Origin of the sequence: Roseibium algae (genome assembly GCF_037783265.1) — a bacterium.
Taxonomy (GTDB): domain Bacteria; phylum Pseudomonadota; class Alphaproteobacteria; order Rhizobiales; family Stappiaceae; genus Roseibium; species Roseibium algae.
The window spans coordinates 1-22118 of sequence record NZ_JBAKIA010000032.1 but is presented as its reverse complement, the minus strand read 5'-3'; the positions used below and the strand labels follow the sequence as shown (position 1 = coordinate 22118).

At 54.3% G+C, this 22118-nt stretch carries 22 protein-coding genes; 21 read left to right on the top strand and 1 reads right to left on the bottom strand.

Annotated elements, in window-relative coordinates; all coding sequences use genetic code 11:
• On the bottom strand, positions 1–754 hold a 754-nt coding region (locus tag V6575_RS22805; RefSeq protein ID WP_340277772.1), incomplete at its 3' end, for a PD-(D/E)XK nuclease family protein.
• 618 nt (positions 755–1372) lie between these two features.
• Here V6575_RS22805 and V6575_RS22800 point away from each other — a divergent pair.
• From V6575_RS22800 to V6575_RS22700, 21 genes are all read left to right on the top strand, one after another.
• Complete coding sequence (locus tag V6575_RS22800; protein ID WP_340277770.1) at positions 1373–1624, top strand: helix-turn-helix domain-containing protein; 252 nt, start codon at positions 1373–1375, stop codon at positions 1622–1624.
• A 987-nt stretch (positions 1625–2611) separates the two neighbouring features.
• Positions 2612–2974, top strand: a complete 363-nt coding sequence (locus V6575_RS22795) for a hypothetical protein (RefSeq protein ID WP_340277768.1) — start codon at positions 2612–2614, stop codon at positions 2972–2974.
• Positions 2968–3729, top strand: coding sequence for a nucleotide-binding protein (locus tag V6575_RS22790; RefSeq protein WP_340277766.1), 762 nt, complete (start codon positions 2968–2970; stop codon positions 3727–3729). The genes V6575_RS22795 and V6575_RS22790 overlap by 7 nt, the downstream gene beginning before the upstream one ends.
• Positions 3726–4196, top strand: coding sequence for a hypothetical protein (locus tag V6575_RS22785; protein ID WP_340277765.1), 471 nt, complete (start codon positions 3726–3728; stop codon positions 4194–4196). Before V6575_RS22790 ends, V6575_RS22785 begins: the two co-directional genes overlap by 4 nt.
• 46 nt (positions 4197–4242) lie before the next feature.
• Positions 4243–4554 carry a TrbC/VirB2 family protein gene (locus V6575_RS22780; protein ID WP_340277763.1) on the top strand — a complete coding sequence of 104 codons (312 nt, stop codon included), beginning with the start codon at positions 4243–4245 and terminating at the stop codon, positions 4552–4554.
• 13 nt (positions 4555–4567) lie between these two features.
• Positions 4568–4891 (top strand): hypothetical protein, encoded by a 324-nt coding sequence (locus V6575_RS22775; protein WP_340277762.1) that lies wholly within the window; start codon positions 4568–4570, stop codon positions 4889–4891.
• Positions 4891–7245 (top strand): VirB4 family type IV secretion system protein, encoded by a 2355-nt coding sequence (locus V6575_RS22770; protein WP_340277760.1) that lies wholly within the window; start codon positions 4891–4893, stop codon positions 7243–7245. The genes V6575_RS22775 and V6575_RS22770 overlap by 1 nt, the downstream gene beginning before the upstream one ends.
• Positions 7227–8066 (top strand): hypothetical protein, encoded by an 840-nt coding sequence (locus tag V6575_RS22765; RefSeq protein ID WP_340277758.1) that lies wholly within the window; start codon positions 7227–7229, stop codon positions 8064–8066. The genes V6575_RS22770 and V6575_RS22765 overlap by 19 nt, the downstream gene beginning before the upstream one ends.
• Before the next feature lie 2 nt (positions 8067–8068).
• Positions 8069–9097 carry a type IV secretion system protein gene (locus V6575_RS22760; RefSeq protein WP_340277756.1) on the top strand — a complete coding sequence of 343 codons (1029 nt, stop codon included), beginning with the start codon at positions 8069–8071 and terminating at the stop codon, positions 9095–9097.
• A gap of 107 nt (positions 9098–9204) precedes the next feature.
• Positions 9205–9333 carry a hypothetical protein gene (locus tag V6575_RS22755; protein WP_340277755.1) on the top strand — a complete coding sequence of 43 codons (129 nt, stop codon included), beginning with the start codon at positions 9205–9207 and terminating at the stop codon, positions 9331–9333.
• Complete coding sequence (locus V6575_RS22750; RefSeq protein WP_340277753.1) at positions 9333–10175, top strand: VirB8/TrbF family protein; 843 nt, start codon at positions 9333–9335, stop codon at positions 10173–10175. The genes V6575_RS22755 and V6575_RS22750 overlap by 1 nt, the downstream gene beginning before the upstream one ends.
• Complete coding sequence (locus V6575_RS22745) at positions 10172–11173, top strand: TrbG/VirB9 family P-type conjugative transfer protein (protein WP_340277752.1); 1002 nt, start codon at positions 10172–10174, stop codon at positions 11171–11173. Before V6575_RS22750 ends, V6575_RS22745 begins: the two co-directional genes overlap by 4 nt.
• A gap of 4 nt (positions 11174–11177) precedes the next feature.
• Positions 11178–12272, top strand: a complete 1095-nt coding sequence (locus V6575_RS22740; protein ID WP_340277750.1) for a TraB/TrbI/VirB10 family type IV secretion system protein — start codon at positions 11178–11180, stop codon at positions 12270–12272.
• Between the two features lie 61 nt (positions 12273–12333).
• Entirely contained in the window at positions 12334–14787 is a 2454-nt protein-coding gene (locus tag V6575_RS22735; RefSeq protein WP_340277747.1) for a hypothetical protein, read from the top strand.
• A 129-nt stretch (positions 14788–14916) separates the two neighbouring features.
• On the top strand, positions 14917–15873 hold the full coding sequence (locus V6575_RS22730; RefSeq protein ID WP_340277745.1) for an ATPase, T2SS/T4P/T4SS family: 957 nt from the start codon (positions 14917–14919) through the stop codon (positions 15871–15873).
• 12 nt (positions 15874–15885) lie between these two features.
• Positions 15886–17766, top strand: coding sequence for a type IV secretory system conjugative DNA transfer family protein (locus V6575_RS22725; RefSeq protein ID WP_340277744.1), 1881 nt, complete (start codon positions 15886–15888; stop codon positions 17764–17766).
• Positions 17763–17963, top strand: coding sequence for a hypothetical protein (locus tag V6575_RS22720; protein WP_340277742.1), 201 nt, complete (start codon positions 17763–17765; stop codon positions 17961–17963). The genes V6575_RS22725 and V6575_RS22720 overlap by 4 nt, the downstream gene beginning before the upstream one ends.
• A gap of 44 nt (positions 17964–18007) precedes the next feature.
• Positions 18008–19219, top strand: coding sequence for a DUF5710 domain-containing protein (locus tag V6575_RS22715; protein WP_340277740.1), 1212 nt, complete (start codon positions 18008–18010; stop codon positions 19217–19219).
• Positions 19216–19548 (top strand): hypothetical protein, encoded by a 333-nt coding sequence (locus V6575_RS22710; protein WP_340277738.1) that lies wholly within the window; start codon positions 19216–19218, stop codon positions 19546–19548. Before V6575_RS22715 ends, V6575_RS22710 begins: the two co-directional genes overlap by 4 nt.
• Positions 19545–20630: a TraI/MobA(P) family conjugative relaxase gene (gene traI, locus V6575_RS22705; protein WP_340277736.1), complete on the top strand. Its 1086-nt coding sequence runs from the start codon at positions 19545–19547 to the stop codon at positions 20628–20630. The genes V6575_RS22710 and traI overlap by 4 nt, the downstream gene beginning before the upstream one ends.
• Positions 20631–20897: 267 nt before the next feature.
• The gene (locus V6575_RS22700) at positions 20898–21572 is read left to right on the top strand and encodes a hypothetical protein (RefSeq protein WP_340277734.1); all 675 of its coding nucleotides are present in this window, start codon (positions 20898–20900) and stop codon (positions 21570–21572) included.
• Positions 21573–22118: the final 546 nt, after the last annotated feature.

Here is a 22118-nt window from a genome sequence, read left to right as displayed (position 1 = left end):
GATGCCAAAGCCATTGCAGGAAAATCGTCAGATTTGGATCATCCTCAATGGGTCGCGCCTTTTCAAAGCGAAGCCATAAGCCCCGCCACGAAACAAACCGCCACTTGTTCCACTGCCGCCCCTTTAGACCATTCATGGCGTTATCATCTATGCCCAATATCACCCACTCAGTGGATGCCATATCAACGGATTTGTCCCTCTTTATGATTTTTGTATATTTTGATAATTGGCCACGAGTAATTTTGTGACCAAATTTTGCCTCGATGATTACCGCTGAGTATTTGTCCGAACCTTCTTTTTGATATTTAAGCACCAAATCAATTCGGTTTACCTCCGCCTCAACAACCGCGCTTCTCGCCTCACCAATTGTAGGCACATATGGCGACTTCATTGCGCTGAGAAACGCAATAATCCGCAAAGCCAGGACATCTCCTGAGCCCTTGTTCAGCAGGTGTGCGATTGTTTTTGTCGCCTGCGGTTCAGTTAGATTGAATCCCCAATCCAGCGTCGGCGCATCAAAGGAGTGATGATCCCTTGATAGCCCGTAAATCACGTTCAGGCTCTCTCCCGTTATCGGCACTTGATTTTGTGCCAATCGCGACAATTTGGGCAATATCGCGTGAAGAGAATGCCGCCTCAGCAGTTCGTAGCGTATCAGCGTATCAGCGTCGAATGCACTGCGAACAGTACGCCCAAGTCGTGCAACAAAATGCAATGTTTCTGGCTCAATGCTCCTAGTTTTTATTTTCTTCAAAATATGTCGAGCCACCGGAATTGTTTAAACATGTAGGTGCGAAATTTGCCTGAAAAAATCATATTTCGTAATTGAAGTAATTTGCTGTTAATATTCAAGCGATTTCTTATTGAGCACCAATCACTTGAACAGTCTTCTTAGGGTCAAAAGCACCAATGAGCACTCGGTAGTTTCGGGCGGAAAGCCGGCTTTTGGTGCTTAGAAATTGAATGGCCGACATAGGGTTGGAACCTATCAGGTCGTTTGGTTCAAAGAAGTCGAAAATGCAGACGCTCTATGTTGACAAGCTGGGTGTCACTTACCGTCCATTGCGGACGTCGTGCACCCGAAATCTAATTCCGCTTGCACCCCACTCCCCGCCTAAATCCTCCGGCTTACCCAACCCCACCTTGAGCAAATCGCCTGGACGGACATCCAGCCCGTGCACATGGGCGCAGCGTTGTGACGACCGAGCTCCATTTGCGGGGTCGGTTTTGGTTGAGGGCGAAATGACACCCTAAGCACGATGGTCGAGTTTGCGGGTTGCCGATGGTTGGCCCCATGAGCATATTGCGCTTGGGCTTTGGCAGTCATGCCGCACGGCCCAAACGCTAGCGGTGCCATTGGATATTCCGATTTATGATTTTACGAGAAATCTTCGCGAAGAATGTGCGGCTTGCTCGAAAGCACAAGGGCCTGTCTCAAGAGGACCTGGCTTTTGAATCCGGACTTGATCGGACTTATATCAGCTGCCTTGAGCGATGCGTTTATTCTCCAAGCCTCGATGCCGTTGAGAAGTTGGCGGCGGCATTTGAACTTGAGCCTTATTGGCTTTTGATGACACCGGCTGAGCAAGAGCAAAGCGAGATGGCCGAAGAAGATCCGGCCTGACACCCCGGCCCCCTATTTCAGGCGCCCTGCCCTTCATTCCAGATTATAGCACGGCTGATTCTTTATGCGTCTTTAGCGTGTGGTGTGTTGTCAAGGAAGAACCGGCTTGCCGTGGAATTTATGGCCTGCGCGCTGGTTTCGGGAGGCAAATCCCTCTTTTTCTATGTCGTTGTAGTGTATTCAGCACATTATAGAGCGCGAGGTTCTTGAAGCATTTTTGCGAGCTACAACGTTATTTTACTTTTCGTTACCTTTTCTAACCAACTCCGTGTACCGGCTTGAAATTGCAGGGCTTTTAGAGTCGGCTTTTTCAAAGTTTGGATCAAGTTACGGGAATCTATGACCTTTTATGACTGTTCATTACCTTTTTCGGATGTTTTTAGATGAGTTTGACCGTTTGGAACCGAGTTTTACCGTTCTGATACGAAACCTTGGCTAATCTTTACCGTTTGTGACTTTTCCGAACTTTAGATATGACGGCAAGATAGAGAAAGTGAGGCACTTTCTAGACGGAAAATTCTTCGATCCTTTGGAACTCATTCATTTTCTTGCCTTATTCGCCTGACGGCTCAACGAAAAAAAAGCCCCAACGGGACTTTTACGATTTTTTAAACATGAATGGGGCTCTGTGGATAAGTCGCCGACAGCTGGCTAAAATAAGATGTACAACTACGTCCTAGAATAGTAAAACTGTCTTTGTTAGCGGCCCGGACGATCTTTTTTGGCGATCAGATCATCCGGGCCTAGCGAAACACCAAATCGGACTTGATGCTCGCATAAGGGGTACGACACACACTCCAGTTAAGAGTTGTATTGGCCGCACAAGCTTGAATACAGGCTTTTGCGCTTGTAGCTGAATCGCGTTCAATTGTGCGGTCAATACCAACTTCTTTCAACATCCATCAACAACATTGAGGGCGTTCTGTCTCAGAACGTTAATGACCCATGCCGTCCACGCCTTCCAAGGGAAAGCGGTCGCGTTGGGGGATGGCTCGTTTTGAGCTTGAAACCAATTACGCCGAAATACAACCTATAGTTATGTCTTCGCCTAATCTCACCGTTGCATTTGATGCCTTGGTGGCAGCAAATCTTCTGACCATCACCTATGCAGCTTTCACGCGGAATTGGAGAAAAATCAAAGCGGAGCAGGATGCCAAGCTCGCCAAGAAAAGTAAAAAGCCCGCTGCTCCACGCGTTCGAGAAAGCCGGACCCGCGCTGCCAAACAGCGGCCTCTTGCACAGGAGGCGCAAGCCAACGCCCAAACCAAAGCCAAGACAAAGCCAAGCCAGCCCATTATCGGGACATTCACCCATAACCCCAATTCTGAAGGGGTTGGCGACAAATGGTAAAGACCGTTCACCTGATTTTGCAGGGCAAAGGCGGTGTTGGCAAAAGCCTCACGTCTTCCATGCTGGCACAATATCTAAAGGCTTCAGGCAAAGCCGTTGTGGCCATCGACACGGACCCGACGAATGCAACGTTTGCATCGATCCGGGCGCTTGATGCGACACATATTCAGATCATGGAAGAGGGCGAGATTAACCCGCGTCATTTCGATGTTCTGATGAGTGAGGTGTTTGAAGCACCTGACGTCTCGCATGTGGTGATTGATACGGGTGCCACCTGCTTTATCGCGCTGTGTTCCTATCTGGCGCAGAACCACGCAATGAACATGCTCCAGGACGATGGCGCACGGGTCATCATTCATACCCCGATCTGCGGCGGGGCGGCTTTTGACGATACGCTTTCCGGGCTGGTGTCCATTCTTGAGCACTTTCCAACTGTCCCTGTCGTGGTCTGGCAAAATGAGTATTTCGGGCCGGTTGAACGGGACGGACGCGGGTTCCAGGACAGCAGGATTTTTGAGGAACACGCTGAGCGGATCATTGCGATTTTGCGTCACAAGAAGGTGCATGCCCAAACCTATGGCGAGGATGTTCGCCAGATGATGGCCTTGAAGCTGTCCTTTCAGGAGGCGTTCGTCTCGTCTGAGTTCAACATTATGGCGCGGCAACGGCTGAAGCTTGTTTGGCGCAGCTTTGAAGAGCAGATGGCGGCTGCTGATTTTCTGACAGATGACACGGTTTTGGAGGCAGACGCATGAGTTCCGCAGCCCGCAAGATCGAGCCTGTTCTGGACGACCCGCCCAAAGAACAATGGCACCAGTTGTCGATTGAAGACGCCATTCAGGCCGCGCATCGCAACACGGGTATCTCCTATGAGAAAGACGACCCGATCCTTGCGGTTGTCGCGATCATGAACGCTTTCGGGGAGCGCCTGAAATCCTTGATGGAAGATGAGCGCCGCCGCTTTTCCAGTCAGTTCAACAATGATGTGGCGGGCGTGAATGCGGCCATTGATCACAAAGTGAACGGTGTTGCGGACACGCTGAAAACCGTTGCTGAAAACCTTGGCAATGAGAACATCCAGACCGTTGTGGCAGCGGTCGCGCAACATGCAGCTGACAGCGAGAAGAACCGGCGATTGCTGCGTTCCAACTATAAGGCTTGCTTCGTTTTTGCCCTCTGCAATTGGCTGGCAGTCGCCGCCTTTTATCTCCTGCTGAAATAAGGACTTTTTGAAAATGATACTCCTGACGAGACTCGGACTCCGCCCAATGCCTCGCGCCAAGGGCGCGCTTGATGGAATTGCAATCAAGTCTGCATTGGCGATTTCAATGTTGTTTCCGGCCCGGGCCATGGCGGCGGCTGATTGGGCGGCTCCTGCAACCACGATGCTTGAATCGCTAGAGGGTGGCCTGGTCAACATTGCCGCGCCAATCATCGGTATTGGCATCATCTGCTATGGCATTTGGGCGATGGTGACCGGGCGCATTGATATCATACGCCTTGGACAGTTGATCGTTGCCGGTGCCTTGATCAGCTTTGGTCCGGGTTTGCTGCGCACTCTGCTTGGACCAGGTTCTTGAGGAGGGCGCGGCGATGAAAGCGCAAAGCCCTATCGCCCTGCATGTTCAGGAGCCGATGAGGATCCTTGGCATGCCGCCGCTTCATGCGGGCCTTGTGATGGCCGGTGAATTGCTGGTTGGAACCATTGGCGGGTTTGTCGGGGGCAATGCCTTTGCCTTTGCCCTGGTGCTTCTGACGACGCCCCCGGCCATTACCTGGATCGTCCTTTTGCGACGGAGCGAGCCACATTGTGAGGCTCTGCTGCTGCACCCGACGGCCTTTTATCAGGGCAAGAAGGTGCGGCGTCTGGTGGCTGGTTTTCCCTTGAAATCCCCAAAGAAGAAAAGGAGCACATGATGCTTCTTGGCACTTTGTTGACCGGCGTATCAGCGTTTGCAGCGGCGGCGCTGGTCGTCCCCAAAAGCCGGGATTATCTGCTTGGCAATGTGGAGCAGGATTGGCTTGCCAATGAGTTGGAATTTGATCAGGTGCTTGCGGACAATCGCACCGTCTCGTTGAAAGACGGGTCTTTTGTGCGTGTGTTCTCGCTGGCAGGTCTTCCTTACGAGACGCGCAGCCTTGCCGAGCAGGAGGTTTTGGCAAAGGGCAGATCCAGCATTTTGCATCAATTCCTGAGTGCGGGCTCGTCGCTTCGGATCTTTGGCATCAAGCGCCAGCGGGATGTGAGTTTTCAGGCGCAATGGCCGTCTGAGACCTTGAAGGAAGTGGGGGAAGCCGAGCAGCGGCTTTACCAGAACGCTTATTCGCTGGTCTGGTATCTGGTTTTGACCGCCAAGACCTCGACGGAGCTTGAAAAGACCACACGGGGATTGCTGACCGGTCTGAATAGTTATGGGCTTCGCTGTGTTGAGGCTGCGCCTCTTGATGAGGCTGGTCCTTGTGAGCTGACCCGCGTTCTGAATTACCTCGTTTGCGGCGAGCTAAAGTCCGATCTTGCGCGGTTGAGTTCTGCGATCAGCGCCAATTTGCCCGCCTCGGACATTCATGTTGGCGTTGATGGGTCGATTGAAACGTTCACGCCGCACAAGCAGTTCAACCGCGTGATTGCGGTGCGCGGCTGGCCTGAAACTGTTTCGGGCATGTTGGTATCGCGGGTTCTGGCGTTGGCTGGTGAGATTGAGGTGTGTCAGGTGGTCAAGCCGCTGGACAACACGGGACAGATTGCCCTGTTCACCCGGCAGATCACGGAACAAAAGCACAATTACTTTGGCACTGGTGCGGTGTTGGCCGAGCTTGAAGTGGTCAATGAGGGTCTGTTGAACAATGAGCTTCAGCTTCAGGAAACCCAATTCCAGATCACATTGCGGGCCAGGAGTGAGCAGGCGCTTTCGGGTCTGGTTGATGCTGTGTCAGGTATCCTTGATACGGCGCGTATCCGCTATAGCGTTGAAACGTTTGGGGCTGCCACGGCGTGGTTCAACCGGATGCCGGGCCGTGACAAGCTTTTGCGGCCTTTGAAGATTGCCGAGGGCAATGTTGCTGCGCTTTGGCCGTTTCAGTTTTCGCCCATCGGGCTTTGGTCCAGTCCGTTCGGGGATCGGCCCATTCGGTTGTTCAAGACGCCGACCGGCCAGAACTATGCGTTTCAGTTCCATGTGTCTGACAAGCCGCAATCGCCTGGCAACTATCTGATGTTTGCGCCCACGGGCGGGGGCAAGTCTACGCTGTTGCTGCATTTGCTTGGGGGTTTGTCGAAGTTTGCGAACGTGCGCAATTACGTCTTCGATTCAAGAGAGGGTGCACGCTTCATGGTGGAGGCGTTTGGCGGCACCTATCAGAACTACAACAATCTGGCGCTCAATCCGCTTGATATCGACATGAACGATATGTCGGCTCGCCAGCGGGTCCGGTTGATCTTGCAAGCGATGCTTGGCGAGAACTTTGATGAAGATATGGACCAGCATCTTCGCGCAGCGCTGGACATGGCGGGGGAGCTTGAGCCGGGTCTTCGCACATTGAACAATATTCATGGTGCAGCTTTTCCCGCTCAATCCCAGATCCGCAGGGCCTTTGCCAAGTGGGTTGAGGATGGGGACGGCGAGGTCGGGCAATTTGCCCATGTGTTCAATTCGCCGCGTGATCGGATTTCCAGCTTTCTGGAACAGTCCTTTTTGACCGGCATCAACATGAATGAAGCTCTGGAGGATCCGGTTTTGGGTCCGCCTGTGGTGGCTCATATTTCGGCTGCGATTTCGCAAGCGGCGCGTGGGGGCAAGGGCGGCTTTACGATCTTCGTTGATGAGGCTGCGAACCTTCTGCGCAACGTTGGGTTTCGCGAGGTGGTTCAGGGAATGTACCGCGAGTACCGCAAGCTGAACGGGCTTGTGGGGCTGGCGTTTCAGGAACCGGGTGCATTGCTCGAATTTGATGGCGCATCGGCCATGATCGAGAACGCGCAAACCTTGTTCTTCCTGCCCAACAGCCAAGCCAAGACCGTGAACCTTGAGCCCTTCAATCTGTCTTCGGAACAGATCGGCTTCATCAAGGGTGAAGGCGAGATGAAGGGCGGGCGTCAGGTGCTTGTGGTCAAGCGCTTTGAAGCCTCGAACCTGAATGAAAGCACAATTCTGGACGTGGACCTATCGGGCCTTGGCGATGCGCTGAGGTTTTACCGGGCGGGGGATACGGCTGTCCAGGACCTTGAAGTTCTACAAGCAAAATGGGGTGACCAATGGTTCACAAAAATCTGACTTCGTTTGCCGCAGCCTTGGCTGTTTGCGTCGCAATGTCTGCCTGGGGTTCTGGTTTGGGGCCGGGTTCTGCCCATGCGGCGATGGCTGTCATCGACATCAAGAGCATTGGCGAGATGCAAAAGCAGCTCTCGACCATGAAGGACCAGCTTGGCACGTTAAAGAGCCAACTGGATACGGCCAAGGAAAGCCTGTCGATTGTCACGGACCAGCTCAAAGTGGCGCAGGAGGTGAAGGGCATTGCCGATGAAACGTTGTCGTCGATTGGCGAGATCGGCAATCTTTCCATTCCATCGCTGAACTTCCAGTCTTTGGCGGCCAGTGTTTCGGGGGACATGGCGTGTCTCATTCCCGACTACGAGGCGTTGATGCCTTCCATCAAGATGGAAGACGTTGATTTTGGCTCGATTTGCGAGCGGGGCGATGCGTACAAGTCTGGTCTTGTTGCCACGCCCGATGCGCTCAGCGATGCGACGTGGGAGGAAAAGAGCCAGATCCAGAAGTCGGTTCAAGAGAACCGGATTGCGACCATCACGGACGCGACGATCAAGGGTCTTGCGCAGTCTGATGAAGCGCATGAAACGGCGGTGAAAACCCTAGAAACGGCACAAGGATACAAGAGTGCCGGGGAGAGTGCGACGACGGTTCAAGCGCGCCTTCAGGTGCTCATTGAACTTCAGGTGGCGCAATTGGCCACCACTGCGCAGACCAATCAAATTCTGGCGCAACTTCTCAAAATCCAGTCCTCGGAAGCTCTGAACAACGGTGTTCCGATTGCCAGTGAAATGGCTGAAGAGCGCAAATACGAAGGGGAGGAATGAGCATGGCTGATCCTGCCTGCAATATCTGTCTGATTTTCACCGCGTATGAAAGCCATGCTGAAGCGAGCCTTAATACGCTTATCTCAGCGGTTCATGGTCCTGTTCAGGTGCTGGCTTTGGCAATTGCCGGGATCTGGATTGTCTGGGTCGGGGTCCAGGCGACTGTCGGCACGCTGGATTTAGCCGGTGCCTTGAAGCAGATCTTTTTTCTGGTGCTTGGCTTTGGGTGTTATATGGGGCTGAACAGCGGTCTGATTGGCGAGGTCTATAAGGCCTCCGTCAATGTCATGGGCGGCCTTTCCAGCACAGTCATGGGCAATGGTGCATCCGGACTTTCCGGAATGAGTTCCCTGCTGAGTTCCGTCGAACAAGGCATTGGCGGGGTCTTCAAGATTGGCATGGCGATCATGGGCGCTGGCGGTTGGTCAGAGGTGATCCAAAACACGGCCTACGGCGTGGCGCTGTTGTTGCCTTATGTCATTCTGCTGATCCTGTTTTTGTCCCACACGGCGGTTTCGCTGTTCCGGCTGACGTTGATCCTTGGGGTGTCGCCGTTTCTGGTGGCCATGGCAGCGTTCCCGTTTGGCCGCGGCCTGGTTGTTGCCGGTGTGCGCACCATTGTCGGCTCGATCATCACCATGCTTTGCGTCTCAGTTGTGTTCTCGCTCGTGATTGGAAGCGTTGAGGCGCTTGGGGTGACGGGAGACGACAAAATTAATGTGGCCCAATATATCAATTTGGGAACCGGCGATTTCCTTCTGGCCTTGATCATGGGTTGGCTTGGTGCGGCTCTTGTTTCCGAGGCTGTGAACATTGCCGGTCAAGTGTCCAGCTCGGTTCTTGGCACTGTTTCGGCGGGCATTATGTCGGCTGGTGCGATGCGCGGCGGGTCCATGGGTGTTTCTGCTGGCCGAATGGCGGCGGGTGCTGCTGGCCGTGTCGGCGGGATGATGCATGAAAAAACGTGGTCGTCTGACAAGCCCCGACCGGGTGACATCATTCAGTCTTCTCGCGGTTCTGGCGGTTCCTGACTTCCAGATGTTCAGCGTCTGATTTCGGCGATCCTTTTCCCTTTTTTCTCTACCAAAGGCTTTCTCTCATGAGACACCTCAGACTTGTTTTGTGCCTAGGATTCCTAGTGTCGGGTTGCGCGCAGCTCGAAATGCCCATTGAGCCGGACGGCATCGACAAGATGCGCAAGTCGCCTTGTGCTTGCGCTGAAATCGAGTTCACCCCTGGTTCCTTTGAATGGGTGGAGGCTGCTTGATGGCTTCCACGTCAAACCCTGGACGAGGGTTCTGGTCCAAATTCCGGTCCAAAGCCCAGCCCAAATTCCGGTCCAAATCCCGGCCTAAATCTAGGTCTGAACCCCGGCTTAATTCGCAGTCCAGCGACATGGCTGAGGGGGCCGATATGGTTCCCGAGGTCACGCCCGATATGGGAGTGACCCCCAAGCACATGAACATCCTTCAGGCGGACCCGTTTGCCTATAAAACGGCACACCGGCGCATGGCGTGGCTGTTGCGGTTGTCGGCAGGAACGAATGTTGCGCTGGTGGCGTGTGTTGTTGTGAGCATTCAGGCGCTTGTCTCGCTGCTTCCGCTCAAGGAGACGGAAATCGCACTGTTGCGGGCTGATCCGGCTGATGACCGGATTTACCGGGTCGAGCCGATCTCTGTTGAGGTCGATGGCTTTGAGCTGATGCTTGAAAAGATCAGCCGCCGCTATGTGCACCAAATCCTGACCATTGACGGCATCACGCAGACCACCCGGTTCAAGGAAGTTCGCACCTACTCTGATGCGGGTTTTTTCAATGCGTATCTGGACGAGAACAAGACCTTTATTGCCTCCGCGATTGAGGACGGCCTGAACCGCTCGATCACCGTCAAGGGTGCGTATCAGGTGGACGCTTATGATGGCGTCTATCTCTATGTCGTTGAATTTGTCCAGACCGATCGGATTGGCAAAGAGCCGTCCAAGCGTCGCCATCTGCGCGCTTTTCTGGAACTGACCCCCCGCCCCTCTGAAGTCACCATTGCCGAGAAATTCGAAAACCCTTTGGGCATTCGGGTGATTGCCATGTCCGTCAAGGAGCAAGCTTCAAAATGAACTTCCGTATTCTTTCCCTCACTTCCTTGTTGGTTTCCTCTTCCTTGTTTGTTGTCTGTGGGGCCACAGCCCAAACACCGCTCAAGCGCGGCCCGGCCACACCGGCCACAGCGTCCAGTTCAACATCCATGGCGGCGAACCAGCGCATTGCGGCGGCCAATGATGTGATGACAGCATCGCTTCCTGCGGGGGCTGTTGGTCAGGCGCAAGCTCAGGCGGGCGGCAACTTTGGTCCCCTTGCCCGTCCAACGTCTGTTGGCGGTCAGATCCAGGAGGCGTGGTCACGTCCGGGGCGCAAAAATCAGGGCGTTCATATTCAAAATCACTGCGGCGACTGCACGTATAAAATGCGTCTTCGCCAATACATGGTGTCAGCCATTCAGTTGCCGCAGGACGTTAAAATTGTCTCGGCAGATGTGGGGGACACGTCGCGTTTTGAAGTGAAGAAGCGCGAGGACAATACGCTGGCGGTCAAACCCACTGGCGCGGGCGTTGACAGCAGTTTGTTGATCTACACGCAGTCCGGCGAGGTCTACACGTTCTATCTTCGCTCCGAGGGCATCAATTCCAAGAGTGTACCGGATCTGAAATTCCGCGTTGTTGGTCCTGCCTCTGTTGGCATCGGTTTTTTGGAGTTTGACAAGGATGGCAACCCGGTTGCCCCTGTTGTTGCCACCGGACTTCCTGGTGCATCGGACTTTTTGCAGACCGCCAAGTTTGATCCTACAGCGCTGCGCGGGTGGGACAGATACAAGCTTTGGGGTGACAGGAAGCTTCGGCCTGAGCAGGTCTTTCGCGATGACCACTTCACCTACATTCAGTATGGCGACAAGTGGAAAGGTCTTGAGCTTCCGACCGCCTATGTCGTGATTGATGGCATTGACGAGTTGGTCAATACACGGGTTCAGGGCACGACCTTCATTGTCGAGAGCACGCACGCTCTCATTACGTTGAAATCCGGCCAGTCCTTCATGTGCATTCAGTACAAGGGGGAGTGAGGCGATGGCCGTTTGCGAACTCTTGCTTGCCCTTGGCCTGACGTTTGGCGGCGCGTGCAAACCGGCTCCTGCGGTGCCGCGTGGCTTGCCTGCCAGTGATCCGGCCGTGTTCAGCTATGACCGACCGGAACCGCCTGCCCCTCCCCCGCCTCCTCGTGTGATCACCATGCCGCCTGTGGTGATTGAAAAGGAGGTTATTCGGGAAGTTGAAAAACCGGTTGTCGAGACGCGGGAGGTTATCAAGACCCAGACCGTGACCGAGTATTTTGAACGGCCCAAGCCGGTCGTGCGCCAGCCGACAGAATACGAGTTGGCTTTGCAAACGGCGCTTCGTGATCGTGCGGCTCGTCAGACTTCATTGGCGGGGGGGGATCTTACGGGCGACTTCTCCGTCCGGACCAATCGGCCCGCCAATCCCAACCTGCCCGCGTTTCCGCCCCCTGTTGGCATTGATCCGCAGAACAACAAGTATTCTGCCCCGCCGCGTTTATCGACGGGCGCGGTTGACAATACGCGGATCCTGACGAGCGACCGTTACATCACGGGCGTTCTGGAAAGCGGGATCAACAGCCAGCTTGCCGATGGCGGATCTGTTGTCATTCAGGTGAGCCGGGATGTGTTTGGCTATCACGGGCGGACCAAGCTCGTGCCCAAGGGCTCGCGCATGATTTGCGCCTATTCGGGCGCTGAGAAGGTTGGACAGACGCGGATTGGTTTTTCGTGCAACCGGATTTTGCTTGGGCAAAGCCGTGCAGAAATCTTCCAGCTCAAATCCACCGTTGGCGATGCCCAAGGGTATGCCGGTCTATCCGGCGAAGTGAACAATCGGTTTTGGGAAAAATATGGCACGGCCATTTTGACGACCGGCATTGGCACGGCTGTTGAGGCTGCCGTGTCCGGTTCCCAGAAAATCGATTCCACCAATTCCAATGTTGTTGCTGATGGCCTGAGTGGCGCCAGCGAGAACATTGGGACCATCACAGCGGCCCTTCTTGAGGACACTGTGGATCTAAAGCCAGTCATTCGAATAGCGCAGGGAACGCGGGTTCAAATCCGCCCTGCATTTGATTGGTATCTCGCCGACCCCCCAAACAACTAAGAGGTTTGTAATGCAATTCTCGACGTATTTGTTTAGCTGCGTTCTGTGTGTGGCTTTAGCCATGCCGGGCTATGCCGTTCATGCGCAAACAACCGGAGTTGATCCTGCGTCTTCAAGCGCCAGTGCCAGTGCCAGTGCCAGTGCAAGTGCCAACACTGTTGCTGTTGACGATGTGATCAAGGAAAACCTGTTTACGGTTACGCCGGTTCTGGAAACCCAATTGTCGGCTGATGAGGCAACGCCTTTGGAGCTGAAATTCTCGTCCAGTCCCAACACGACTTCCCAGGTCGATGTGGATGGCATCACGGCTGAAGGCTTCACCCGTTATGTTTCGATTGAGGGGGAGCAGATCGCGCAAGTGGTGGTGACGCGCCTTAAGAAGGGGGAGGAGTTCGTTGACCTGGACTCTGATCAGTTCACCAGCCAGTTCGGTTTGTCTGACACCCGGCTTTCGACAACCACGTCTGTGAGCGTGAACGGGGATGAGGCCGAATTTGTGCGGGCCATTTCCAATCTCAATTCCACTGAGGAAGAGGGGGAAGCTGAAGAGCTTGCGGATCTGGAAGACAGCGAAGCCGAGGACAGCAACATCAAGGAGGGTGGAAGTGAGAACCCTATTGCGGATGGCTATGAAACCCCTGAGCGCACGGCTCAGGAAGAAGAGGAAGAGCGCGATCCCAACTTGACGATCAATGTGACCACGGAAGGGTGCGAGCCGATCATTGATATGTCCAACAGCCTTGTGCGTCAGCAATCCAAATCTGAAACCCTTGAGGACGGGATTGTGACGGAGACGGATGTTTGTTCTGTCAACGGCGTGGTGTGGCCAATCCAGAAAAACTATGAGGGCTGCGAAGACCTTGTTGATTTGTCTGGAATGGAAGCCAGAGCGCAATATGCGAGCTTCTACATTGATGACAAGAGCGCACGTTATGACCTTGCCTCGTGTCAGCCTGATCAGTCGATGTCCTTTACCCTTGTTGAGGACAGCGATGAGTGCACACCTGATTTGGACTTCAAGAGTGAGCAGGTCACTATGCTGTCTCAGTTGACCTATCGGGATCGGACGTCCAGGACGATTATCGTCAGTGAGTGCAGGCCAACGGAGACCGTTTACGAAATGGAACGTTCGTATGTCGGTTGTCAGGATTTCGTTGATCTGGAGGGTGGATTTGCGCGACCTCAGTTTGCGTATTTTTACACGGGAGATAAAGCGGCCCGGGTAGAGGTGCGTGAATGTATGCCGGATGAAGATCAGACCTTTGCGATCATCGAGGCAGAAAGTTGCCCTCTCAGTTTTGATCTTGAGGCGGGAATTGCCAGCATCGAGACTGTCCGTCTTTACAAAAACAGCGATGGGGTTGAGGTGCGGGTTCAAGATTGTGCACCCTCGGAGAGCATCGCGCCGATCAAGATGGTTGCGGACACATCCAATTGTTCCCTACAGCATGATTTTACCGCTGGTCAGTCTGTTGAAATGATGATGTGGACGTATGACTATCAAGGCCAGGCGTTCCAGGCGTCCCCCTGCATGACAACCGAGACGACCTATGTTCATACAAAGGTCTTCGACAAGAACGGCATTGATGCCTGCCCGACCATTGTTGATATGGGAGCTGGACGTGTTGCCCGTCAGTATCGCACTGAAATCACGGTTGCAGGCAAAAGCGAGATTGTTGCAGCCTGTCAGCCTGATGAAAGTTCGGTTATGGGCCTGGCCAAAACGACAGTTGGTTGCATGGAACCTGCCATGTTTGAGCATGACCTTCAGGCCGGTGTGTCATATGGCCGGGACCGGTTTTTTTACAATTCACCGACACAGGGTCGTGTTTATGTCAGTGAATGTACAGCAAGTGGATTGAAGTTCACGCACTCGATCAAGGCCACTGGCTGGCAGAACAATGACAAGCGTTTGCGTGCGCAACAGCTTGTCGATGTGTCCATCAATGTGAATGGCTCGCCTTACCTGATTGCCTCTTCCTACCTTCAGCCTGGAACTTCGGAAGTTGGCTACACGTTTGTTCGCAATGAGGACACACCGAACCATTCCAAGACCACCTACGATAAATGCAACCAGTACATCCCCACGATCCGCACCAAGGTCTACACACGTCCGGACGGGTCAAACTATTCGGTAGCAGCAGGGGCGGGAGCGACCATAAACGGGGGCGATCAATGCACACGCACCACGGAAGTTGGTGTTGATGACCGCTATGAGTTCAGCGCCTACCTGCTTGGGTATGACGTGACCTACAAGGATAAGGACGGCAAGCAAGGCACCCTTAGTTTCACAGGCGGGAAGAACGAAAAGCAGCGCAAAGTGGTCACTGGCAAAGGGCCTTATTCCTTTGTTCGTGCACGCACATCTGGCCGTTATGCAGAGGGGCGCAAATACTGCTTTACAACCAAATCCCTGCATAAAACACGTGAGCGCATTGCTAATCCGGCGAATGGTTACGTCACCTATACGGGATGGAAAACCATCGCCATGGTCGGCTCAGATCTTGATTGCTGAGTGATGATGCCCGCCTTGCCTGGAATGCGGGCGGGCATCATGGGCAGGGGCAACGCCCCTGCCCCCCATTTCTGGCTTTGACGTCTCTGTCTGGCTCCTGTCGTCCATTTGATGTTTTCGGATTTTGTCATGTCTCACATCCTGCTTGAGCGGTTGTTGGAACCGTTGTCGCGTCACTATGATGATGCGAATGTCGTTGAAATTCGCGCAAAGTCTTCCGGTCGTTTGATCATTGAACGGCGCGACCTGGATCAGCGCATTACTGAGGTCGAAGTCCCTGACCTGACTTTGCATCGCCTCAAGATCATTTGCCGGGCTTTGGCGAATATGCGCGGGCTTGAGTTTGATCCGGTTGACAAGCCTCAGCTGTCTGCGGTTTTGCCGGGTGGCCATCGGTTTGAATGTCTGATCGGGAATTCTGTTGTCTCGGGCTTGTCGCTGGCAATCCGCTGCAAGCATCCCCATCAGATCAGCCTTGAGGATATGGGGCTGAATGCTGACATGATCGCGTATTTGAAACGGGCGCTTGATCAGCAGTTAAACATCGCAATTTCCGGATCGACCAACACGGGCAAGACCACGCTGTTGAACAATTTGCTCTCGTATCTTCCAGATCACCGGCGTGTTGTCAGCGCGGAGGACACGCCAGAATTGGACGTTGCCCGGTTTTACAACGGGGTCGCGCTGATTGCTGCGCGTGATACAGCGCAAGGGGCTGGCCAGAGAACCTGGCAGCAGCTCTATGACCACAAGATGCGGATATCTCCGGACAATATTTTGTTTGGCGAGATCTCGACGCAAAACGCCTTTGCCGCGCTCAATGTTCTCAACACTGGCGCTCGTGGCTGGATGTGTACGGTTCATGCAGAAAGCGCCGAACTTGTTCCGGCACGCTTCCAGGAGAACATACACGCAGCCGGTCAAAAGATGCAGGACGCGGATGGCTTCATGCGGAGGCTTGTTGATCTGGTGGTTCACATCAAGCGCGATCCTTCGGGCCAGCGGTTTATCTCTGATATCTATGAGATGAAGAACGACAGCTATGTGCTGCGCGATCACCGGCCAGCTCTCAACACGGCGGCGTGAAGTCATCCCATCATGATGCGTGCATTTGCCTGTCTGGCATGTGCTGTTCTGGTCGGCGTGACGCTGACGGGATGGCACTTCACACTCGGATTCCATCCGCTTCAACCTGACTGGTGGCTTTGGCTCAAGGCGTTCTGGCTTCAGACCGGAAGTCTGCCAATTGAAATTCTTCAGCCTGTCTATGCCGGACTGGCCGGGTTCGTGGCTTTGATGGTTCTGGGCGTCATTGTGACGTCTGGTGCCAAATCGCGGACTGTGTTTGGCGGGCGCAGGTCCAAAGACATTCATGGCACGGCCCGTTGGGCTGAGACGCGGGACGTCAAGGACACGGGGCTTTTGTCTGATACGGGCGTTGTTGTGGGGGGATGGCCCACGCGGCAAGGCGTGAAGATGCTGCGCCATGATGGCCCTGAGCATGTTCTGGCTTTTGCACCGACGCGCTCAGGTAAAGGTGTGGGGCTGGTTTTGCCGACGCTTTTATCGTGGGAGGAATCTGCTCTTGTTCTGGACATCAAGGGCGAGAATTACGCCTTGACCGCAGGCTGGCGGGCCTCACGTGGGCAGAAGGTCTATCGCTTTGACCCTGCCGCTGATCATGGATCTGTGCGCTACAATCCGCTTCAGGAAGTGCGTCTTGGCACGGACCACGAGATTGCCGACTGTCAGAACATTGCGATCATGATCATTGATCCGGACGGCACGGGCCTCAAGGACTTCTGGATGCAGGAGGGCTACGGCTGGCTTTGCACGGCGATCTTGCATGTTCTGTACCGGATCAAGGCAGATGAAGGGCGCACGGCCACCCTTGCCGATGTGCGCGCCTTTATGTCGATTGGCGATGAGAACTATGGGCCAGATACCCTTGCTGAACAGGCCGGAAACGCTTTTGTGGGCGAGGACGATGACAGCTTTAACCGCTTGCTGGAAGATATGGAGCGGTATGATCATGGCCGTCCGGTCGTCAATGACGAGGTGCGCCTTGGGGCGGCCCGTATGCGCAAGCGGTCCAGCAATGAGCGCTCTGGTGTGCATTCCACCGGCACGTCACAGCTGACGCTTTACAGTGATCCGATCGTTGCCCGCAACATATCGGAATCCGATTTCCGGATTGCCGATCTGATGAACGGCGAGAAGCCGGCGACACTTTACATCGTCATTCCGCCTTCTGACATTGCGCGCCTTCGTCCGCTTGTACGGATTTTGCTCAACCAGTTTCTGACCCGCCTCACCTCGCATATGGCCTTTGATGGTGGCCGGTCGGTCAAGCACTACAAGCACCGCATGTTGTTGATGCTTGATGAGTTCACATCCGTTGGCAAGTTGGAGATTTTTGAAAAGGCGATTGCCTTCATGGCGGGCTACGGCCTCAAGGCTTTTGTGATTGTTCAGGATCTGACGCAGCTTCAAAAGACCTATGGCCGGGAGCAGTCGATTGTCTCCAATTGCCATGTTCGCATTGCCTATGCGCCGAACACGATGGAGACGGCCAAGGTTCTGTCTGACATGGCGGGCAAGACCACGCTGGTTCAGAAAAAGACCTCAGCGAGCCGGTCGACGGGCCGCGCTGGCACCAACTATTCCGAAACTGTGATGGAAGTTGCCCGTCCTCTTTTGACCCCCGATGAATGCATGTCCTTGCCGGGGATCCAGACCGGCCAAGGGGGCAAGGTAAGCCGGGCCGGTGACATGCTGATCTTTGTTGCCGGACGCCCTGCGATCTATGGCCGTCAGGTTCTTTTTTTCCAAAACCCGGACTTGCAGGCGCGGGCCGAGATCGAAGTTCCCGGCGAAGGCGAAGGCGAAGGCTCAGGCCCAGGCCCAGGCGCAAGCCCAAGCCCAAGCCCAAGCCCGGCCGCTGCATCTCCGTCACCTCTCACAAAGGCATCCTCATGAAAATCAGTCAAGCCATTGCGATCCTGACAACCATTCAAAAGTCCTTCGGCGACATTGCGATCACGGGCGGAACGCTGGCCCATGATCAGCCCCTTGCTCGCATCACCGTCACGGACACTCAAGGCATGCAGGTTTGGCCACGAGATCCAAACGGCGTTGCCGGTGACCATCCCATTGACGGCGTTTTCCTTGATTGAACTCTGCCCTTTTCCCTGTCGTTCATACCGAAAGGTGACCACCGATGACGAAAGCCACCCCTCAAAAAACATATCTGGACGTGCCGTTCGATCAAAAGGACGCCGCCAAGCAGGCGGGCGCGCTTTGGGACAAATCCCAAAAGGCATGGTTTGCCAGAGGCGCTGAGGTGCCCGCAGCCCTCAAGGCTTATTTGCCCAAGGAGCAGCGAGAAAAGGAGCGTGAAGATCCGCGCTTGGCCTTTGGCGCGTTCTTGCGCGAGAAGGGCGCAGAGCTCAAGGGCGAGCCGCAGATGGACGGGCAATGGCACCGCATTGGGCTGATCGGGGAAGGCAAGGCCCAGAACGCCAGTTACCGGGCCTTCCTGGACGGTGTTCCCAATGGCCAGTTCAAGAACTTCAAGGGCGATGAGATTGAGAGCTGGCAGGGCGAGGCGTCCGGAATGTCGCCAGCAGACCAACGCCGGTTGGCAGCGCAAGCAGAAAAGACCCGTGATGAGCGGGACAAGCAGCGCGCAGAGGATCACCAAGCGGCTGCAAAGCGGGCTTTTGGGATCTGGACCAATCTCAAGACCTGGGCCACGCCAGACAATTGCCCCTATCTGGGGCGCAAACAGGTGCGCGGCTTTGGCGTCAAGTTGACCGATGATGGCCTTATGGTGGTGCCCTTGCGCGATACCACGGGCCGGATCTGGTCGCTTCAGTTTGTTGGCGATGAGAAGAACTTTCTGAAAAATGGCCGCAAGGAAGGGCTTCATCACACGATTGATCCGGACAAGGAGCTTCAAAAAGATCCTGCTAAGGGTCAGGACAAAGGCGATAAGCTGACCATTGTCATTGGCGAGGGCTATGCGACCGGCGCTGATGTTCACAAGGCAACCAAGCTGCCGACGTTTGTTGCCTTTGACGGTGACAATCTGGTCTCGACGGCGAAGGCCGTTCGCGAGAAATACCCGCAGGCCAATATCCTGATTGCCGCCGATGATGATCATCACCTTCAGCTCAAATCACCGCCCTTGCCCAACAAGGGCTTGAAGTGCGCGCAGCGGGCCGCTGACGCTGTGGGTGGCAAAGTGCTTGCGCCGTCTTTTACCCCTGCTGAGAAATCCAAGGGTCTGACTGACTGGAACGATCTGAAGCAGGAACGCGGAGAGGCGGGCTTGCTCTCAGCGCTGCGCTTGTCGTTTTCGACGATGCAGCGCCAGCAGAAGCTTGAACAGGGCAAGGGGCTTGAACGCGAGCGGGAAATGGCGCGATGAGAAAGCCAAAGCGCGTCCAGATCATCGCGTATGTGAATCCAGCCACTCATAACCGCATTACCACCCACGCCGAGCGCACCGGAATGTCCGTCTCTCGTGTGGTCGAGCGGGTTCTTGAATCGGGCTCTTATCCTGACAATTCGATTGATCGCGCTGTCTTACAGCTCCTGGACATCAATGCGGATCAGGCCCGTCTTGGCAATCTGCTTTTGAAGGGGATCAATGAGACCGCAAACGGCCAGATCGTTCACCAGATGCGGCAATTGCTGGACGAGATACGCCTGACCCAGACGCATTTAAAAACCCGCGTTCTGGAGCTTAAGCCTTGATCGCAAAGAAAACCGGACCCAAGCGGGCGCGTGGGGCAACGGCCCTGGCCAAATACATTGCAGCAGCAAAGGAGAAAGGCGAGAAGCTGGAAGACTTCTGGCTGTCCAACTGCAAGGCCGGGAAAGATCTGGATGACCTTGATCTGGCTCTTGCCGAAATCCGGGCAACGCAAGGGCGGAACCAGCGCAGCAAGTCGGATCCGAATTATCACCTGGTGGTCTCATTTGCCGAAGGTGAAAAACCCGGCATCGATGTTCTGAAGGACATCGAGAGCGAGTTTGCAAAGGCGCTTGGTGTGGAAGACCATCAGCGCGTTGTTGGCACGCACACCAACACCGAGAACTTCCATATGCACATCCAGATCAATCTGGTGCATCCGGAAGACTTCAAGATGCGAACGCCGTACCGCGATTTCCAGATTTTGCAATCGACCGCCGCAATGCTGGAGAAAAAGCACGGCCTTGAAGTGGTTCAAGGCCGAGATAAAGGCCAGGACAAGGGCCAGCAGAAAGATCGTGACAATCCCAAGGCGCGGGACAAGGAGGCCCACACATGGGAGCAGTCCTTTTCCAGCTTCCTGAAAGAGCACAAAGAGGCAATTTTAGCGGTTCATCGCAGATCGGACACATGGGAGACGTTCCAGGAGGGGCTTGCTCTTTACGGTGTTGAGATCCGCCCACGCGGGGCAGGCATGGTGTTCCGCGACCTCAACAGCGGCAAGATGGAAAAGGCCAGCACGGTAGATCGAGAGCTTTCCAAAAAGAACCTTGAGCAGAAATACGGCCCCTACCAAAAGCTGGACCGCACGTTCGAAGGCAAGAAGACCAAAACCAAATACCGCCGCAAGCCGCTTGATCCGCGCCTTGCCAAACATCCCGCCTGGAAGCGTCTCACCCAAGGCTCCGGTGGTCGCGGCAGGTCATGGCGCCGGTTTCTGGAAATGCAGGCCGGTGTTGATCCGGAAGCCCGCGAAGCTCTTGAGCTTCAAAGAGCCTTCTTCCAGATCGTTTCAGGCAAGACCCCGCAAAAGCTCAAAACCCGGCAAATCAAATCACGCAAGTCAAAGGGCATGTCCAGATGACACACATGCTCACAGATCGCGGCCACTGTTCCACCCCTGGCACTGGCCGCCTGCCAGCGTGGAGCGCATCGAGCGCCCCACGCTGGCAAAATGACGCCTCGATCAGCAAAGCCGCAGAAAAAAATCGTTGAAAATCACATTGTTAAAAACAGAAGGAAGCCGGTAACCCGGCATCCACCGTTTTCAAACACAGCCAATCAAAACCAATTGACCAGATACACACGATCACGCAAATCAATCACAAGTTTTAACCCAATGGAGAAACACTTGAAAATCAAAGCTCTTGCCGCAGCAGCAATTTTTTCCGTCATAACAACAACATTGCCCGCATCTGTCAGCGCAAACGAAGAAATTAGAAAGATAGACACATTCCACCTCGGGATGACAGTCGAGGAATTTAAAGCCGAAGTCGAAAAGAAATTTTCAAGGAAGCCTAAGTATTTCGTCGATGGAAAATTCGTTGATCAAAATGGGGAACAGGAAATTGTTGCTCTCAGAGCAGACGGAGGCAGGAGCTTTTATGCAAAAGGGGTCTTCGAATCTTCGCTTTCAAATAGTGGCGCTTACGGAATTTCTTTAAGACAGCCAATCAGCGGAAAATACGCAGAAAACCATGAACTTGTGTGGAACTCAGTCATTGAAAAATATGGCGAGCCTGTTTCCTACGATACAAAAAAAATTGCAGATCGAAATTTCAAGATTTCAGCAAATTGGCTTTTTGATAATAAGGCAGATGTGGATATTAAAAGTTGTGACGCTGCATTTAATAAACGGGCTGGATTTCGTGTGAACCCAGATTGTGGAACCTACGTCTACGTAAAATTCGAAACCGTAAGCAATGGGGCATCCCTGTTTATATTCCTGGTTGATCACGTTGCAGGTGCAGCAGATTTTGCATTGAGAAATCCAGATCAGGCAGAAGTCGAAGCGCCAAAGTTCTAATACCCAACAGGGCGCGTCCTTCGGACCGTGCTCTATTGCGGCCGGCAAGCGGCCTCCACCAAGCCAAACACGGCCCTTGCCAGCAACTCATAAGCCCCTTGAAGTCTCAAAGAGCCTTCAAGGGGCAACTCGTTTCAGAGGCAAAACCCGCATTCGTCTTGGCCCTTTCGGGTGACGATCTCTCGCGCACATCCGCTACGCAGATATCGGCCTGGACAAGCCAGACATTTGTTTGTCTGAGCGGGGCTTTGCCCCCGACAGGTCAAGGATAAACCGCTGCGCGGCCTACAGCGGGGTATCCCCATGCTCCGCGCTATCGCTTGTGCGCAAGGGTGATGCCCCTCCCCGCTTTCGGTCCTGGACCCGTCTCCCCCGTTTCACGCGCCAGTTCCCACGTCGGGGAAAATGAAACGGCAACCTGCCAACGCCGGTGCCATGGACCACGGGGACACTCACATGACCGACATCATCAAAATTGCAGTCAAGAAACTCGCCATTGATCCCAACAATGTGCGCAAGACCTACTCGGAAAGCTCAATCAAGGAG

Bases quoted from the DNA above. Each gene is read 5' to 3' on its own strand.
- V6575_RS22800 (WP_340277770.1), top strand. From the start codon at position 1,373: ATGATTTTACGAGAAATCTTCGCGAAGAATGTGCGGCTTGCTCGAAAG.
- V6575_RS22795 (WP_340277768.1), top strand. From the start codon at position 2,612: ATGGCTCGTTTTGAGCTTGAAACCAATTACGCCGAAATACAACCTATA.
- V6575_RS22790 (WP_340277766.1), top strand. From the start codon at position 2,968: ATGGTAAAGACCGTTCACCTGATTTTGCAGGGCAAAGGCGGTGTTGGC.
- V6575_RS22785 (WP_340277765.1), top strand. From the start codon at position 3,726: ATGAGTTCCGCAGCCCGCAAGATCGAGCCTGTTCTGGACGACCCGCCC.
- V6575_RS22780 (WP_340277763.1), top strand. From the start codon at position 4,243: ATGCCTCGCGCCAAGGGCGCGCTTGATGGAATTGCAATCAAGTCTGCA.
- V6575_RS22775 (WP_340277762.1), top strand. From the start codon at position 4,568: ATGAAAGCGCAAAGCCCTATCGCCCTGCATGTTCAGGAGCCGATGAGG.
- V6575_RS22770 (WP_340277760.1), top strand. From the start codon at position 4,891: ATGCTTCTTGGCACTTTGTTGACCGGCGTATCAGCGTTTGCAGCGGCG.
- V6575_RS22765 (WP_340277758.1), top strand. From the start codon at position 7,227: ATGGTTCACAAAAATCTGACTTCGTTTGCCGCAGCCTTGGCTGTTTGC.
- V6575_RS22760 (WP_340277756.1), top strand. From the start codon at position 8,069: ATGGCTGATCCTGCCTGCAATATCTGTCTGATTTTCACCGCGTATGAA.
- V6575_RS22750 (WP_340277753.1), top strand. From the start codon at position 9,333: ATGGCTTCCACGTCAAACCCTGGACGAGGGTTCTGGTCCAAATTCCGG.
- V6575_RS22745 (WP_340277752.1), top strand. From the start codon at position 10,172: ATGAACTTCCGTATTCTTTCCCTCACTTCCTTGTTGGTTTCCTCTTCC.
- V6575_RS22740 (WP_340277750.1), top strand. From the start codon at position 11,178: ATGGCCGTTTGCGAACTCTTGCTTGCCCTTGGCCTGACGTTTGGCGGC.
- V6575_RS22735 (WP_340277747.1), top strand. From the start codon at position 12,334: ATGCCGGGCTATGCCGTTCATGCGCAAACAACCGGAGTTGATCCTGCG.
- V6575_RS22730 (WP_340277745.1), top strand. From the start codon at position 14,917: ATGTCTCACATCCTGCTTGAGCGGTTGTTGGAACCGTTGTCGCGTCAC.
- V6575_RS22725 (WP_340277744.1), top strand. From the start codon at position 15,886: ATGATGCGTGCATTTGCCTGTCTGGCATGTGCTGTTCTGGTCGGCGTG.
- V6575_RS22720 (WP_340277742.1), top strand. From the start codon at position 17,763: ATGAAAATCAGTCAAGCCATTGCGATCCTGACAACCATTCAAAAGTCC.
- V6575_RS22715 (WP_340277740.1), top strand. From the start codon at position 18,008: ATGACGAAAGCCACCCCTCAAAAAACATATCTGGACGTGCCGTTCGAT.
- V6575_RS22710 (WP_340277738.1), top strand. From the start codon at position 19,216: ATGAGAAAGCCAAAGCGCGTCCAGATCATCGCGTATGTGAATCCAGCC.